This window comes from Pseudomonas cedrina subsp. cedrina (assembly GCF_001983175.1).
GTDB classification, from domain to species: Bacteria; Pseudomonadota; Gammaproteobacteria; order Pseudomonadales; family Pseudomonadaceae; genus Aquipseudomonas; species Aquipseudomonas cedrina.
The window spans coordinates 170,129-185,724 of sequence record NZ_MNPW01000002.1 but is presented as its reverse complement, the minus strand read 5'-3'; the positions used below and the strand labels follow the sequence as shown (position 1 = coordinate 185,724).

Below are 15,596 nucleotides of genomic sequence, written 5' to 3'. Positions count from 1 at the left end.
GAGGACAGCCGCCCAGGAAATCCAACCGTCAGTTGGCAAGGAGCGTTCGCGAAACGCGAACGATCAAGGAATAGTCTGTCAGACCAGACTGTCGGGCCGCTCTAGAACAGGCGCGGCCATTCTGAGGTAATCGAACAGCAATCGACTGACGGGCGACAGCATCGCTTCATCGCGCACCACCAGGATCAAGCTGCGATCCGACCAGGCATCCGTCAGGGGCACGGCATGCAACCCCAGCGCGCGACCAAACAACTCATACGCCTTATGCGGCAGGATCCCGATGCCCATATGGGCCTGGACCATCCGGCACATGGCATCGAACCCCGGCACATGAATACGCAGGCGCAGCATCCTGCCGGCCTCGCGCGCGGCGGCGTGGGTGCGCATATTAATGGAGCTGGCGGCGTGCAGGCCGACGTAATCGCTGCCCAGGGTTTCGGCAAAAGCCAGGCTTTCGCGTGCCGCCAGCGGGTGATCAGCCGGCATCAGCACCACCAGTTTGTCATGGCGATAGGTCACGCCGGGCAGGCCTTTGGTGTCGGTGTCACTGGAGCAGATCCCGAGGTCCGCCACGCCATCCAGAACGCCCTGCACCACGCCATTGCTGGGGCGCTCCTCCAGATCGGTTTTCACCTCGGGATGCAACTCGGAAAAATCCCGCAGGTCCTCGGGAAGAAACTGAATGATCGCCGACAGATTCGCCAGCATCCGCACATACCCGCGCACGCCGTGGCTGTGCTCGCCCAGCTCCAACCCCATCTTCTCGACGTTGAACAGCATCTGCCGCGCGTGGTGCAGCAAGGTTTCGCCGGCGGCCGTCAGGTCCATGCCCTTGGCCCGGCGCACGAACAGGCTCACGCCCAGCACCTGCTCAAGTTCCATCAGGCGCTTGCTGGCAGCCGACACGGCAATCGCCTCACGGTTGGCGGCGCGCGTCAGCGTACCCTCCTCGAACACCGCAACGAACAGCTGCAGCGTGATCAGGTCCAGGCGGCGCACCAGGCTCTTGTGCAGCATCAGCGACGCTCGTTGGCCAAGCGATTGATCTGCGCCTGCTCCACCACCGGCTGCGGCGCGCCGTGGCTTGCAGCCTGCAACATCGCCCGCCCCACCGTCTCGGTGCTCACCACCCAATCCGGTTTTACCCGACGTACCAAAGACAGCAATGGCCCAAGCACGCCATAAAAGAGCCGGTACAACGGCGTCTTCGAACGCACACCGTGCAACGGCTGAATCAGCCCAGGGCGAAACAGATACACCGCCTCGAACGGCAGGCGCAACAAGGCGTTCTCCGTCTTGCCCTTGACCCGCGCCCACATCGATTTGCCCGCCTCGGAACTGTCGGTGCCCGCGCCGGAAATATACAAAAATGTCATCTGCGGGTTGAGCCGCGCCAGGGTGCTGGCGGCAACGAGGGTGAGGTCATACGTGAGGTGGGTGTACCGGGCTTCATTCATCCCCGCCGACGAAACACCGAGGCAAAAGAAGCACGCATCAAAGCCTTGCAGCAGGTTTTCCAGCGGTTGGAAATCCAGCATGTCGCTGTGCAACACCTGGTGCAGCTTGCCATGCTCCTGGGTCAACGGCGTGCGGCCAACGGTGACGATCTCCTGAACGTCGGCGGCCAGCAGGCACTCGCGTAGCACACCCTGGCCGACCATGCCGGTGGCGCCGAATAGCAGAACTCTCATGGATTAGTTCCTTGGTTACAAACGATTAGCCGCACGTTACAGACAAACACACTATCAGCTTGTAGCTTACCGCTGAAAAAGGAAAAGCTGGCCCTTGAACAATACTACTACCCTCACCCTCGCCTGCAGTGCCGCCTTTCTCGCCCAAGTGGGCATCAGCAGTTATCTGCCTGCCGTCCCCGTCATCGCCCACTCGCTCACCGCCGCCGAAGATCACGTTGCGCTGGCCCTGGCGTTCTACCTGATTGGCATGGCATTACCGATGTTGGTGTGCGGCAGTCTGGGCGAACGTTTTGGGCGTAAGCCCGTGCTGTTGGCGGCGCTCGCGGTGTATGCGCTGGCAAGCGCGGCAATTCCATTGGCGCTGAGCATTGAAGCCTTCCTGTCATTACGGCTGATTCAAGGTTTTGGCGCAGGCGGTGTTTCGGTGATGGCGCGGGTGTTGGCGCGGGACAGTTTCAGCGGTGCATTGTTGGCCAAGGGTTTATCGTGGCTGGGAATGACCTTTGTGATCGCCTTGGGTATCGGCCAATTCATAGGTTCGTTATTGCAGGTGGTGTTCGGCTGGAAGTCGATTTTTTACGGGTTGGCGATTGGGGCCATCATGTTGATGGGAGTGTTACAACGGCTGGAATTTCCCACGTGGACAAAGGCGGATTCGTCGGTTTGCGCCTGGCGCATCTACGCCACGATCGCGCGGCATCCGCCATTTCTGTATGCGGCATTGGCTGGCGGCCTGGGTTATGGGGTGATCATTACGTTCAACACTTGCGCGCCCTTGATAATGCAAGGGCGGTTCGAGTGGAGCGCCGCGCAGTATGGCTGGTTGGGCTGGCCAATCAGCGCGGCGTATCTGGCGGGGGCGTTGATGGTCAATCGCTTCGTCACTCGCGCGGGACGGTTGAGGATGATGGGCTGGGGTGTGTCACTGGTACTGACGGGTACAGCCGCGATGTTGCTGGGCAGTGTATTTGCTGGTGGGCTCGCCATCTTGTTGTGGCTGCCGTATTGCCTGGCAGTGTTGGGTCAGTCAATGAGCTACCCGATCAGCTTGTCATTGGCCAACGATACGTCACCCGTAAACGGTGCTTACGCCATGGCGTTAAGTGGCTTCATGCACCAACTCCTGGCGGCGTTGATTGGCGCAATGGCGAGCCTACTGGTGAGTCATCAGGCATGGCCGATGGCGGTTCTATGTATGGCGTTGGCGGGCGCCGCATGCCTGTGCGTCGCCCGCTGTCGCGAAGGTCAGAACGCGTTGCGAAAGATCTCCTCGATCTGACGCTGATCCGCCCTGCGCGGGTTGGTCAGCCCGCACGCATCCTTCAGCGCATTGGTTGCCAGCAGTGGAATGTCTTGCAACTTGGCGCCCAACTCGCGCAACCCGGCGGGAATCTCAACGTCATGGGCCAGGCTGCGAATGGCCGCGATGGCCGCCTGGGCGCCCTCTTCGTCAGTGTTGCCCTTGATGTCGGCGCCCAGCGCGCGGCCCACATCGCTCAGGCGCTTGGCGCTGACGCTGGCGTTGAAGCTTTGCACGTGGGGCAGCAACACTGCGTTGCACACGCCGTGGGGCAGGTCATAGAAACCACCCAGTTGGTGCGCCATGGCATGCACGAACCCCAGGGACGCATTGTTGAAGGCCATCCCGGCAAGAAATTGCGCATAGGCCATGTTCTCCCGTGCAGCCTTGTCGCTGCCGTCGCGAACGGCCAGGCGCAGGTTGGCGCTGATCAGTTCGATGGCCTTGATTGCGCAGGCATCGGTGATCGGTGTGGCGGCGGTGGATACGTAGGCTTCGATGGCATGGGTCAGCGCGTCCATGCCGGTGGCGGCGGTGAGGCCCTTGGGCATGCCCACCATCAGGCTTGGGTCGTTGACCGACAGCAGCGGCGTGACGTTGCGGTCGACGATGGCCATTTTCACGTGGCGGCTTTCATCGGTGATGATGCAGAAACGGGTCATCTCGCTGGCGGTGCCGGCAGTGGTGTTGATGGCCACCAGCGGCAATTGCGGTTTGCTCGATTGGTCGACGCCTTCATAGTCGCCGATATGCCCGCCGTTGGTGGCGCACAGGGCGATGCCCTTGGCGCAGTCGTGGGGCGAACCGCCGCCCAGGGACACCACGAAGTCACAGTCGCTCTGCTGCAATAGCGCCAGGCCTTTCTCGACGTTGTCCACATTGGGGTTGGGTTTGGCGCCGTCGTAGATCACCGAATCGATGTCCTGCATCGCCAGTTTCTCGGCAATCATGCTTGCTACACCGGCCTTGGCCAGGCCGGTGTCGGTGACGATCAGCGCCCTGCGAAAACCATAGTTACGAATAGCGATCATGGCTTCGTCGAGGCAATCGGTGCCCATGATGTTCACGGCGGGAATGAAAAAGGTGCTGCTCATGGCGAATCCTCAGAGGCGTTATGCCCACAGGATCAACCGGTGACGCGTGCGGCATCTTGATCAGGATCAACGCCTGGCCGTGATAAAGTCACCGCTCAGCCGATTTCGAGTAGAGCCGCACCAATGAAGGATTTCCAGGATATTGACGCCCACCTTGAAGACTGGAGCGCAGTGCGCGCGATCCTCGACTTCAACGGGATTCTGATCGGCAACGGCGCCAGCCGCACGATTTGGGAAGACTTTGCCTACGACTCACTGTTCGAAAACGCACGCACCATCGAAGAAAAACCCCTGAGCCAATCCGAGCTCAGCGTGTTCGACGCCTTGCAAACCCGCAGTTTCGAACAAGCGCTGGGCGCGCTGAAGACCACCAGCCGGGTCAACAAGGCCCTGGCAGTCAGTTCGGCGGCGCCGCGCAATCGCTACTACGCAATCAAGGAAGCCCTGATCAACACCATCCACGCCGTGCACATCCCGTGGCGCCTGGTGCAGCCCTCGACCTTGGCGACAATCAGCAGCGAACTGATGAATTACCCCACGGTGTTCACCAGCAACTACGACCTGCTCAACTACTGGGCGATCCTGCACACGCCGGGCATCGACGACCTGTTCCGCAGCGCCGACGCCAGCTTTGACCTGCGCGACAATCGCACAAGCGCCACACGCATTCTCTACCTGCACGGCGGCCTGCACCTGGTGCGTAACCTCGACGGCACCGCGCGCAAATTGCCGACCACCGACAGCACCTTGCTCAGCAGTTTTGCGATCAACAACACCCTCAAGACCCTGGACGACGTGCCGTTGTTTGTCAGCGAGGGCAAGGTTGAGGAAAAGCTCAAGACCATCCGCAGTTCGGATTATCTGTCGTTTTGTTATGAGCAGTTGCTGAACCACAAAGGCGCGCTGTGCATCTTCGGTCATGGTCTGGGGCCGCAGGACGCACACTTGGTGGATGCGATTCGCCAGGCCAAATTGACGACCCTGGCGATCTCGGTCTCGGGGCGCAGCGACGGGTTTATTCGCCAGCAGAAGCGGCGGTACTCGGAGTTGTTTGATGGCACGGGAGTGGAACTGAAGTTCTTTGCGGCGCGTACGCATCCATTGGGCAATCCGGCACTGTCCGTCCCTGTGGAGCGCTGATCAAAATCCAACGAGACAAATGACAATAATTCTCGATATCATTCGCGACTTTTCCAAGCCGTGCTTCGTCAAGAAGGATATCCATGTCTCGTCACAAGCCCGACCCTTCATCGGCCGATGCCTTTCGCGGGTTTTATACGGATATCCTGTATTTCCTGCGCAAACGCACGGACAACGCCTGCGATGCGGCGGATATGACACAGGATGTCTTCACCCGATGGCTGGATTACCACGACCGGGCGAAGGTTGAGCAGCCGCGGGCGTTCCTGTTCCAGATGGCGCGCAATCTGCTGCGTGATCACTGGCGCAGACAGAGGGTTCGGCAGACCGTGTACCAGGATCAGGCTGAAGTGGCCATGGAACCAGCCACCGACGAACAAAACGATCCCATGGCCGCCGCGCAACGCTTGCAACGCCTGGAACAGTTGAAAGATGTCCTCGCCGAACTCTCGCCCCGCAGGCGAGAAGCCCTTATGCTGCACCGCTTTGAAGGCTTGAGCCAGGCACAGATCGCAAAGCGCATGGGTATCTCGACCAGCATGGTGGAAAAGCACATTGCCATTGCCCTGCTGCACTGCAAGCGACGCCTTCAACCCGAACCCGGCACGGAGCAGCCAGAATGAACCGCCTGAAGGACACCGAAGTCCTGGCTATCGAGGACAGCGACGCCATCGATGCCCAAGCTGCCAGCTGGTTTGCTCGCAACCGCAATCACACAGCAAGCCCCGATCGCAAGGCCTTTGCTGCCTGGCAAGCCGAGCCCGCCCATGCCCGTGCTTATGCCGAAGTCGAGCAACTGTGGGCGGACCTGGCCCAGTTGCAGCCACTGAACAAACCCGTGGCACCGCCCAAGCGCACAACGTCGATATGGCGACCTGCCCTGGCCATTGCCGCCGCCTTACTGTGCGCGGTGCTCGCCACCCCGATCGGCGCGCCCCGCGAGCTGTATCACACCCAGGTATCGGCCCACGCCAAAGGCATGCGCAGCCTGAACCTGCCCGATGGCAGCACCTTGTATGTAAATGCCAACACGCGCGCGCGCGTAGACTTCACCGCGCACCAGCGCATCGTGCGCCTGGACAAGGGCCAACTGTATATCGAAGTGGCCGCCGACAAGGAACGACCGCTGTTCGTGCAAGCGGGAGAGGCCAGCGTGCGCGTGGTCGGCACTGGCCTTGACGTACGACGCAGCCAGCAGCAACTGGTGGTCAGCGTTGCCCATGGCCAGGTCGCTTTCGCGCCCGATGCGAAGAACCCCGTCACTTTGCTGGGCGCCCGGCAGAGCGCCGTCTACCGCTACGCCGACGGCACACTGCAACAGCAAACCCTTACCGCCGGGGAGGTTGCCGGCTGGCGCAGCGGACATCTGTCGTTTCGCAACCGTGAACTGGCCAGTCTCGTCGATGAGTTGAGCCTGTACCGCCCTCAGGCATCGCTGCAGGTCAGTAATGCGGTGGCGCACCTGAAAGTTTCGGGCAATCTTGATGTGAATGATCCGGACGCCCTGCTAAACGCCCTGCCCGCCCTGCTGCCGGTGAAAACCGTGGCGTCGGCGGATGGCGGTATCAGGATCGAGCCGAGCAAATAATCTGCCCAAGCCTTATTTGAGAATATTTTGCATTCGCAGGTGTGGATTTGTTCATCTGCCCCGTCTTCCTCCGGTCTGCGTTTGATACGCACACTTTTCGGCCATTTGGCCACACCGGGGGATTTCATGTTTCGCGCGCCTTGCCACGCTTCGTATCTGTTTTTTCGACCGACCCTCATCGCCACTTGCCTGGCTTTTAGCCTCAGCGCCCAGGCTCAGTCGCTCAAGCTGCAACTGCCCGCCCAGCCGCTGGCTACGTCTTTGAGTCAGGTCGCGCAACAGGCACAGATACAGCTGCTGTTCGATGAAGAGCTGCTCAAGAACATGCAGGCGCCGGCGCTCAACGGTGATTACACCCCGGAAGTGGCGATTCGTACGCTGCTGGAAAACGCCCAATTCACGTTGGTCAAGGTCGGCAGCACCTACGTGGTGAGGCCCGAAGAGGCAAAGACCACCCAAAGCGGAGCGATCCAGCTGGATGCCCTGAGCGTGATCGGTACTGGTAATCGGGTAGACTCCAGCACTGTGGGCCGCTCGACCCTGAGCCAGGCGGATATCGACCGCTACCAGCCGAGCAATATCCCTTCTTTGCTGCAAACCCTGCCCGGCGTGTTCATGGGCGGTTCGCCCAAGCCGGGTGGCCAGACCATCAACATCCGCGGCATGGCCGAGGCCGAAGATGTGCCGATGACCGTGGACGGCGCGACCAAGAGTGGCTTCGAGCGCTATCAGCAAGGCACCATCTTCATCGAACCGGAACTGATCAAGCGCATCGAAGTGGAGAAAGGCCCGTACTCGGCCTTTACCGGCAACGGCGGATTCGGCGGCACGGTGCATATGGAAACCAAGGACGCCCCGGACCTGCTTGAAAACGGTCGCGATGCCGGTGCCATGCTCAAATATGGCTACTCCAGCAACAATCACGAACAAGTCTACAGCTCTGCCCTCTATGGGCGTACCGACGATGCTCGCTTCGACGGCCTGGCCTATATTACCCAGCGCGACGGCGGCGACATGAAGCTGGCGGCTACCCCGCCAGACACTCGCAACGAGTACCCGATCAATCCCAAACGCTTACCCAACAGTGCGCAGAACGTCGACGGTGCCTTGTTCAAGTTCAACGCGCACTTCACCGACGAACACAGCGTGGGGTTGTCGTATTCGCGCTCGCGAAGCCAGCGTTGGACGCCTTTCTCGGCCAAAAGCTATCCCACGCCACCGCTGCAGTCGGCGATTGACCGTTATGGCTACGAAGGCGCCCTCAAACGTTTCCTGGCGGATCGCGAGACCATCGACACCACTTACTCGGGCAAGTATGAATACCAGCCACTGGACAACCCGTTGGTGGACTTGAAACTCAGCTACTCCCTGTCCAATACCGACCAGACCGATGAGCGCAACGAAAATGCATCGTTCTCCCTCGCCACCGGCGGACGCAAAATGGACACCGCCTACAACGACAAGATTCTGGAAGCGCGCAACATCAGCCTGTTTACCACAGGGTCACTTGAACACGCGGTGACCAGCGGTGTGCAGATTCGCAAACACATCCGTGAGACCGAAAGCTGGATGCCGGGCGCAACCTACAACACGCCCCGTTACAACTACGGGCACTTTCAGCCGTATTTCATGCCCCATGGCAAAGTCGACACCCATTCGTTCTACCTGCAGGATGCGGTGACTATCGGCGACGTCACCCTCACGCCGTCGCTGCGCTATGACCACGTGCGAAACCGCGGCGAAGCCAACGATGCGCCGTTCTACAGCAACCCAAACCCGTCTTTCGGGCATGACTACAGCAACCGCACCTACACCGGCTGGTCGCCGCGCCTGGCGGCCTACTGGAACATCACACCGGACGTGGCGATGTTCGCGAGCTGGAACAAAACCTGGCGCGCCCCGGTAATCGACGAGCAGTATGAAGTGCAAGGCGTTGGCAGCCGAACCGCCACCAGCGTCGACCTTGACCCGGAGCGCATTACGGCGATCACAGCGGGTAACGTTACCCACTTTTCCAACGTTTTCAGCCGCGATGACAGCCTGCAACTACGTACCACCCTGTTTCACAACCGCATCGAGGATGAAATTTTCAAGGCCACGGGAATCGGCTGTAACCGGCAGAATTGGGTTTCAGGCAATATCGACACCGTCTGCGGCGGCGACATGGCGGCCAAATCCAATTACCGCAACGTCGGCGGCATGACCATCAAGGGCTTCGAGGTTGAGGGTTACTACGACTCGACTTACGTGTTCGGCTCGCTGTCGTATTCCTGGGCCACCGGGAAACGCGACAACCCTTACACCAACCCTTGGGCCACCAGCACGCATGTGTGGGCCCGTGATATTCCACCTGCCAAATGGGTGGTGGTGCTGGGCACCAAAATTCCGAGCTGGGACGCGCAAGTGGGCTGGCAGGGGCAGTTCGTGCGCAAGACCGACCGCCTGCCCAGCGATAAATATTCCAGCAGCCTCAACAGCGTGGCCGGTGACAGCTTCTACGACCAGTATGAAAACCCCAGCTATGATACTCAGGGCCTGTTTGCCAGCTGGAAGCCCCAGCAGGCAGGCCTCAAAGGCACCGAAGTCAACTTCACTGTCGACAACCTGTTCAACCGCAACTACCGCCCAGCGCTCAGCGGCGACCGCGCCTTCAGCGAAGGACGCAATGCCAAGATCAGCATCACGCGTTTCTTCTGAAAACAGGCAAGGTCAATGTGTAGGAGCGCGCCAGGGTTCAGGTCAGGTAACCATCGGCGCGCAGCAGGGTTTCCAGGCAGTGCTCGGTGATGTGGTAGAACGCCTTCAGCTCCTGGATTTTCTCCAGCAACTGCGCGTTGCCCAAAGGCTCGGCGCGCTTGACCGCGAGGATCATCTTGTTCTTGTTGGTGTGTTCCAGCGAGATGAACTCAAACACCTTGGTCTCGTAACCGCAGGCTTCGAGGAACAACGCGCGCAGGCTGTCAGTGACCATCTCCGCCTGCTGGCCCAGGTGCAGGCCGTATTGCAGCATCGGCTTGAGCAGCACCGGGCTCTGGATCTGCAGGCGGATCTGCTTGTGGCAGCACGGCGAGCACATGATGATCGACGCACCGGAGCGGATGCCGGTGTGAATCGCATAGTCGGTAGCAATGTCACAGGCATGCAGGGCGATCATCACGTCCAGCTCGCTTGGCGCCACGCTGCGCACATCGCCGCATTTGAACACCAGCCCCGGATGTTCCAGGCGGGCGGCGGCGGTGTTGCACAGGGTCACCATGTCTTCGCGCAATTCAACACCGGTCACTTCGGCTTCGGCCTTGAGGGTGTTGCGCAGGTAGTCGTGGATGGCGAACGTCAGGTAACCCTTGCCCGAGCCAAAGTCGGCCACGCGCACGGGCTGATCCAGCTTCAAGGGTGAAGAAGTCAGCGCATGGCTGAACACTTCGATGAACTTGTTGATCTGCTTCCACTTGCGCGACATCGACGGGATCAGCGCCTGCCTGGCATCGGTCACGCCCAGGTCGGCAAGGAACGGCCGGCTCAGGTCGAGAAACCGATGCTTCTCGCGGTTATGCTCGGCCGAAGGCGCTTCGCGCAGTTGCTGCGGCTTACTTTTGAACAGCGAGCTTTTGTTCTTCTTGCTGTATTCGAGCTGGGCTTCGTCGGTCAGCGACAGCAAGTGCGCGTTCTTGAACTGAGCCGGCAGCAGTTCGACAATCACCGCCACGCCTTCTGCCACAGGAAAATTCTTGGTGATGTCGCGGGTCTTGTAGCGATAGACGAAGGACAGGCATGGCTGCTCCTTGACCGTCACAGGCTTGATGATCAGCCGCTGCAACTCGGCCTCGGTACCGACGTACTTGGCCAGCACCAGTTTGATGAAGGCGTTCTGCGCGAGGCTTGCGCTGAGCAGTTCGATGAACTGGGCGTAATGATCCGGTTGAGCGGTGACAGACATGAACAAAAACGCCTCGGGCAGGGAATGCCGGGCATTTTAGAGGGGATGGGGGTTTTGGGCACGGGGTTATTTGATCAACGGTCGATCAGACACTGCAGAACAAATGTGGGAGCTGGCTTGCCTGCGATGCGGGCACCTCGGTCCATCAGGCAAACCGAGGTGATGCAATCGCAGCGATGCGGCGACCCGACAAGCCAGCTCCCACAGTAAGATACGTTGCCTGGGCTATTCGAGTACGACCAGGCGATTGGGCAATTCATTACGCGCCTGCGTCACTGGCACATGCACCTTCAACAACTCGCCGCAGGCTTCAATGCAACTGATAAACCCGGCCAGCGTCTGCCCCTGTTTCACCTGCTGGGTAAATACCTTGACGATCGCATCCCAGCAGCTGTCATCCAGGCGCGTGGAGATGCCGTTATCCACCAGAATCTCCACATACCGCTCAGCCTCGCTGACAAAAATCAGCACCCCGGTACTGCCCACGGTGTGGTGCAGGTTCTGCTCCAGGAACTGCCGCCGCGCCAGGTTGGATGCGCGCCAGTGGCGCACCGAGCGGGGGATCAACCGCGTGGTGACCTTGGGCAAGCGGAACACCAGGCACAACACGATGAACGTCGCCCATTGCGCCAACAGCAAGGTGTACATGGTCAGGTAACCCGACAAGTAATGCACTACACCCGGCACCACCAACGCGATCAGGCTGGCCCACAACAGCGGGATGTAGGCGTAGTCATCCGCGCGGGCGGCCAATACGGTCACCAGTTCCGCGTCGGTGGTTTTTTCCACGCGGGCGATCGCTTCGGCGACTTGGCGCTGCTCGTGTTCAGTCAGTAATGCCATGGTTGTAGTTGCTCTCTGATTATTGTCATCACCACCCGCCCGAAGCCCCGCCGCCGCCGAAGCCGCCACCGCCGCCGCGGAAACCGCCGCCACCTCCCCCGCCTCCGCCGCCACGACCGCTGCTGCTGAGAATCGCCAGCAGGATCGCGCCGACCGGCAGCCCCATGCGATTGCACAGCCACAATACGCCGATCAACAGAATAAACAGGCCAATGGAAAACCCAGGATTATCCTTGGCAAAGTTGGCGTCCGCCACATGGGCCGGCACCGCCAATGGCTCGCCGCCCACCACCTGCACCATCGCCGCCACACCGTCGCTGATGCCCTGGCTGAAATTGCCGGCCTTGAACTTGGGTGCAATCACCTGGTTGATGATCACCCACGACTGCGCATCGGTGAGCACGCCTTCCAGGCCATAGCCGACTTCGATGCGCAATTTGCGCTCATCGCGGGCGACGATCAACAGCGCGCCGTTGTCCTTGCCCTTCTGGCCGATGCCCCAGTGGCGGCCCAATTGATAACCGAAGTCTTCAATCGGCACCCCCTGCAAATCTGGCACGGTGACCACCACGACCTGGTTGCCGGTGGTCTGCTCCAGCGCCTGCAATTGTTGCGTCAGCCGTTGGCGCGTGGCCTCGTCCAGCATTTGGGCGTTATCCACCACCCGCCCGGTCAGCGCCGGGAAGGTCAGCGCCGCCTGGGCCACGCCTACGCAGGCCAACAGCCACAGCGCCAGGCCTATCCTTAATAAACGCATCGACACCTCAATGCAGCCTTATTTGAACTTCACTTGCGGCGCTTTATCGGCATCGGCACTGGTGGCTTCAAACGTGGCGCGGATCGGCAAGTCGCTGTACATCACGCTGTGCCACAGGCGGCCGGGGAAGGTGCGGATCTCGGTGTTGTAGGCCTGCACCGCCTGGATAAAGTCGCGGCGGGCCACAGCGATACGGTTTTCGGTGCCTTCAAGCTGCGATTGCAGGGCCAGGAAGTTCTGGTTGGCCTTCAGGTCCGGGTAGCGCTCGGACACCACCATCAAGCGGCTCAGTGCACCGCTCAAGCCGTCCTGGGCTTGCTGGAACTGCTTGAGTTTTTCCGGGTTGTCGAGGGTGCTGGCATCCACCTGGATCGAGGTGGCCTTGGCGCGCGCTTCGATCACGGCGGTGAGGGTGTCCTGCTCATGGGCGGCGTAGCCCTTGACCACTTCCACCAGGTTGGGGATCAGGTCGGCGCGGCGCTGGTACTGGTTCTGCACTTGGCCCCAAGCGGCTTTGGCCTGTTCATCCAGGGTCGGGATGTTGTTGATCCCGCAACCGCTCAGCACCGTGCTGATCAATAGCAAAGCCGCGGCTTTCAAGCCCCAGCGGTAACCTTGTGCTGCTTGCATGGTGTTTCTCCTGCCCAATCTTGATGGAATTTGACGACTAACCCTATAAACCACGCGCTTGGGGCATAATCCGCCACCACTGGATTGCGTCGAGCCAATCAGCTACAAAGATGCCCAGCGCGAAAAAGAGTTCAGAGTGTGCTGCATTTATCTGAACAACACCCGAACAACAATAGACGCTCCCCACATTTTGGCCGACCAGCCTAATCGCTGTGCAGTGAGCCGAAAAAGGATATTCATGAAGAAGCTGTGCTTGCTCGGCCTTGTTGCCACTCTGGCCACCCAGCCCGTATGGGCAGAAACAACGCCTGTCGCGCTTAAAGACAAGGACGCCTTTGTCAGCGACCTGCTCAAGCAGATGACCCTGGACGAAAAGATCGGCCAGTTGCGCCTGATCAGCATCGGCCCCGAGATGCCGCGCGAGCTGATCCGCAAGGAAATCGCCGCCGGCCGCATCGGCGGCACGTTCAACTCCATCACCCGCCCGGAAAACCGTCCGATGCAGGACGCGGCCATGCGCAGCCGGCTGAAGATCCCGATGTTCTTCGCCTACGACGTGATCCACGGTCACCGCACGATTTTCCCGATCAGCCTGGCCCTGGCGTCCAGCTGGGACATGGACGCCATCGGCCGCTCCGGGCGCATCGCCGCACAGGAAGCCGCCGCCGACAGCCTCGACATCACCTTCGCGCCGATGGTCGACATCTCCCGCGACCCACGCTGGGGCCGCACCTCCGAAGGTTTCGGCGAAGACACCTACCTGGTCTCGCGGATTGCCGAAGTGATGGTCAAGGCGTTCCAGGGCGTGAGCGCCGCGAATGCCGACAGCATCATGGCCAGCGTCAAGCACTTCGCCCTGTATGGCGCGGTGGAAGGCGGGCGTGACTACAACGTGGTCGACATTAGCCCGGTCAAGATGTACCAGGACTACCTGCCGCCGTACCACGCGGCAATCAAGGCCGGCTCCGGCGGCGTGATGGTGGCGCTCAACTCGATCAACGGCGTGCCCGCCACCGCCAACACCTGGCTGATGAACGACCTGCTGCGCAAGGACTGGGGCTTCAAGGGCCTGGCCGTGAGCGACCATGGCGCGATCTTCGAGCTGATCAAGCACGGCGTGGCCAAGGACGGGCGTGAAGCCGCCAAGCTGGCGATCAAGGCCGGCATCGACATGAGCATGAACGACTCACTGTACGGCAAGGAATTGCCCGGCCTGCTCAAATCCGGCGAGATCGAGCAGAGCGACATCGATAACGCCGTGCGCGAAGTGCTCGGCGCCAAGTACGACATGGGCCTGTTCAAGGACCCGTACCTGCGCATCGGCAAGGCCGAGGATGACCCGGCCGACACCTACGCCGAAAGCCGCCTGCATCGCAGCGAGGCGCGCGACATCGCACGCCGCAGCCTGGTCCTGCTGAAAAACCACAACAACACCCTGCCGCTGAAAAAATCCGCGACCATCGCCCTGGTCGGCCCGCTGGCCAAGGCACCGATCGACATGATGGGCAGTTGGGCCGCCGCCGGCAAACCGGAACAATCGGTCACCCTGCTCGACGGCTTGAACGCGGTGATCGGCGAAAAAGGCAAGATCATCTATGCCCGTGGCGCCAACATCACCAATGACAAGGCCGTGGTCGACTACCTGAACTTCCTCAACTTCGATGCCCCGGAAGTGGTGGATGACACCCGCCCCGCCCAAGTGATGATCGACGAGGCCGTCAAGGTCGCCAAGGATGCCGATGTGGTGGTGGCCGCCGTGGGTGAATCCCGTGGCATGTCCCACGAATCCTCCAGCCGCACCGACCTGAACATCCCGCAAAGCCAGCGCGACCTGATCAAGGCCCTCAAAGCCACCGGCAAGCCGCTGGTACTGGTGCTGATGAACGGCCGCCCGCTGTCGATTCTCGAAGAGAACCAACAGGCGGACGCGATCCTGGAGACCTGGTTCGCCGGCACCGAAGGCGGCAACGCCATCGCCGACGTGCTGTTTGGTGACTACAACCCGTCGGGCAAGCTGCCGATCACATTCCCACGCTCGGTGGGGCAGATTCCGACCTACTACAACCACCTGACCATCGGCCGGCCGTTCACCCCAGGCAAGCCGGGCAACTACACGTCGCAGTATTTCGACGACACCACCGGCCCCCTGTTTCCGTTCGGGTATGGCTTGAGCTACACCACGTTCAGCCTGTCGGACATGGCGCTGTCGTCCACCACCCTGAACAAGACCGGCAAGCTCGACGCCAGTGTGACGGTGACCAACACCGGCAAGGTGGACGGTGAAACGGTCGTGCAGTTGTATATCCAGGACGTGTCAGGCTCGATGATCCGCCCGATCAAGGAGCTGAAGAACTTCCAGAAAGTCATGCTCAAGGCCGGCGAGGAGCGCACGCTGCACTTCACCATCACCGAGGACGACTTGAAGTTCTACAACACCCAGCTCAAGTTCGCCGCGGAGCCGGGCGAGTTCAATGTGCAGATCGGGCTGGATTCCCAGGATGTGCAGCAGCAGACTTTCGAGTTGCTGTAACCCACGCAGCCCCCTCTTGCGTTGAAGAGGGGGCTTGTCGGGTCGCCGCATCGCCTCGCGCCTGTTTCTGTCAGCACAAAGTC

The 15,596-nt window shown here is 60.6% G+C and carries 13 protein-coding genes; 6 read left to right on the top strand and 7 right to left on the bottom strand.

Features of this window, described 5'->3' with window-relative positions:
- Window positions 1-78: 78 nt before the first annotated feature.
- Both BLL36_RS03900 and BLL36_RS03895 read right to left on the bottom strand, forming a co-directional pair.
- Complete coding sequence (locus tag BLL36_RS03900; protein ID WP_076950163.1) at window positions 79-1,017, bottom strand: LysR family transcriptional regulator; 939 nt, start codon at window positions 1,015-1,017, stop codon at window positions 79-81.
- Complete coding sequence (locus BLL36_RS03895; protein WP_076950162.1) at window positions 1,017-1,691, bottom strand: NAD-dependent epimerase/dehydratase family protein; 675 nt, start codon at window positions 1,689-1,691, stop codon at window positions 1,017-1,019. Before BLL36_RS03895 ends, BLL36_RS03900 begins: the two co-directional genes overlap by 1 nt.
- Before the next feature lie 94 nt (window positions 1,692-1,785).
- Between BLL36_RS03895 and BLL36_RS03890 the strand changes: the two genes are divergently transcribed.
- The gene (locus BLL36_RS03890; protein WP_076950160.1) at window positions 1,786-2,973 is read left to right on the top strand and encodes an MFS transporter; all 1,188 of its coding nucleotides are present in this window, start codon (window positions 1,786-1,788) and stop codon (window positions 2,971-2,973) included.
- On the opposite strand, the gene yiaY is transcribed toward BLL36_RS03890, so the two are convergent.
- Complete coding sequence (yiaY, locus tag BLL36_RS03885; protein ID WP_076950158.1) at window positions 2,940-4,088, bottom strand: L-threonine dehydrogenase; 1,149 nt, start codon at window positions 4,086-4,088, stop codon at window positions 2,940-2,942. The genes BLL36_RS03890 and yiaY overlap by 34 nt on opposite strands.
- Window positions 4,089-4,211: 123 nt before the next feature.
- Between yiaY and BLL36_RS03880 the strand changes: the two genes are divergently transcribed.
- The 4 genes from BLL36_RS03880 (at window position 4,212) to BLL36_RS03865 (ending at window position 9,513) form a co-directional block, all read left to right on the top strand.
- Entirely contained in the window at window positions 4,212-5,228 is a 1,017-nt protein-coding gene (locus BLL36_RS03880) for a DUF4917 family protein (RefSeq protein WP_076950157.1), read from the top strand.
- A gap of 83 nt (window positions 5,229-5,311) precedes the next feature.
- A complete protein-coding gene (locus BLL36_RS03875; RefSeq protein ID WP_076950156.1) occupies window positions 5,312-5,851 on the top strand; it encodes an RNA polymerase sigma factor in 540 nt (179 codons plus the stop codon).
- The gene (locus BLL36_RS03870) at window positions 5,848-6,816 is read left to right on the top strand and encodes a FecR family protein (protein WP_076950155.1); all 969 of its coding nucleotides are present in this window, start codon (window positions 5,848-5,850) and stop codon (window positions 6,814-6,816) included. Before BLL36_RS03875 ends, BLL36_RS03870 begins: the two co-directional genes overlap by 4 nt.
- Window positions 6,817-6,942: 126 nt before the next feature.
- Complete coding sequence (locus BLL36_RS03865; protein ID WP_076950153.1) at window positions 6,943-9,513, top strand: TonB-dependent receptor; 2,571 nt, start codon at window positions 6,943-6,945, stop codon at window positions 9,511-9,513.
- 37 nt (window positions 9,514-9,550) lie between these two features.
- Here the strand turns inward: BLL36_RS03865 and BLL36_RS03860 are convergent, their stop codons facing one another.
- The 4 genes from BLL36_RS03860 to BLL36_RS03845 form a co-directional block, all read right to left on the bottom strand.
- The gene (locus BLL36_RS03860; RefSeq protein WP_076950152.1) at window positions 9,551-10,753 is read right to left on the bottom strand and encodes a class I SAM-dependent methyltransferase; all 1,203 of its coding nucleotides are present in this window, start codon (window positions 10,751-10,753) and stop codon (window positions 9,551-9,553) included.
- 225 nt (window positions 10,754-10,978) lie between these two features.
- Window positions 10,979-11,596 carry a TPM domain-containing protein gene (locus BLL36_RS03855; protein WP_076950151.1) on the bottom strand — a complete coding sequence of 206 codons (618 nt, stop codon included), beginning with the start codon at window positions 11,594-11,596 and terminating at the stop codon, window positions 10,979-10,981.
- A 28-nt stretch (window positions 11,597-11,624) separates the two neighbouring features.
- Entirely contained in the window at window positions 11,625-12,353 is a 729-nt protein-coding gene (locus BLL36_RS31460; protein ID WP_076950149.1) for a TPM domain-containing protein, read from the bottom strand.
- Window positions 12,354-12,371: 18 nt separating this feature from the next.
- A complete protein-coding gene (locus tag BLL36_RS03845; RefSeq protein WP_010212287.1) occupies window positions 12,372-12,983 on the bottom strand; it encodes a LemA family protein in 612 nt (203 codons plus the stop codon).
- Between the two features lie 238 nt (window positions 12,984-13,221).
- On the opposite strand from BLL36_RS03845, the gene bglX reads away from it, so the two are divergent.
- Window positions 13,222-15,513 carry a beta-glucosidase BglX gene (bglX, locus tag BLL36_RS03840; protein WP_076950148.1) on the top strand — a complete coding sequence of 764 codons (2,292 nt, stop codon included), beginning with the start codon at window positions 13,222-13,224 and terminating at the stop codon, window positions 15,511-15,513.
- Window positions 15,514-15,596: the final 83 nt, after the last annotated feature.

Coding starts and splice junctions, on each gene's coding strand:
- BLL36_RS03875 (WP_076950156.1), top strand. CDS start 5,312: ATGTCTCGTCACAAGCCCGACCCTTCATCGGCCGATGCCTTTCGCGGG.
- BLL36_RS03880 (WP_076950157.1), top strand. CDS start 4,212: ATGAAGGATTTCCAGGATATTGACGCCCACCTTGAAGACTGGAGCGCA.
- BLL36_RS03865 (WP_076950153.1), top strand. CDS start 6,943: ATGTTTCGCGCGCCTTGCCACGCTTCGTATCTGTTTTTTCGACCGACC.
- BLL36_RS03855 (WP_076950151.1), bottom strand. CDS start 11,596: ATGGCATTACTGACTGAACACGAGCAGCGCCAAGTCGCCGAAGCGATC.
- yiaY (WP_076950158.1), bottom strand. CDS start 4,088: ATGAGCAGCACCTTTTTCATTCCCGCCGTGAACATCATGGGCACCGAT.
- BLL36_RS03895 (WP_076950162.1), bottom strand. CDS start 1,691: ATGAGAGTTCTGCTATTCGGCGCCACCGGCATGGTCGGCCAGGGTGTG.
- BLL36_RS03870 (WP_076950155.1), top strand. CDS start 5,848: ATGAACCGCCTGAAGGACACCGAAGTCCTGGCTATCGAGGACAGCGAC.
- BLL36_RS31460 (WP_076950149.1), bottom strand. CDS start 12,353: ATGCGTTTATTAAGGATAGGCCTGGCGCTGTGGCTGTTGGCCTGCGTA.
- bglX (WP_076950148.1), top strand. CDS start 13,222: ATGAAGAAGCTGTGCTTGCTCGGCCTTGTTGCCACTCTGGCCACCCAG.
- BLL36_RS03900 (WP_076950163.1), bottom strand. CDS start 1,017: ATGCTGCACAAGAGCCTGGTGCGCCGCCTGGACCTGATCACGCTGCAG.
- BLL36_RS03845 (WP_010212287.1), bottom strand. CDS start 12,983: ATGCAAGCAGCACAAGGTTACCGCTGGGGCTTGAAAGCCGCGGCTTTG.
- BLL36_RS03860 (WP_076950152.1), bottom strand. CDS start 10,753: ATGTCTGTCACCGCTCAACCGGATCATTACGCCCAGTTCATCGAACTG.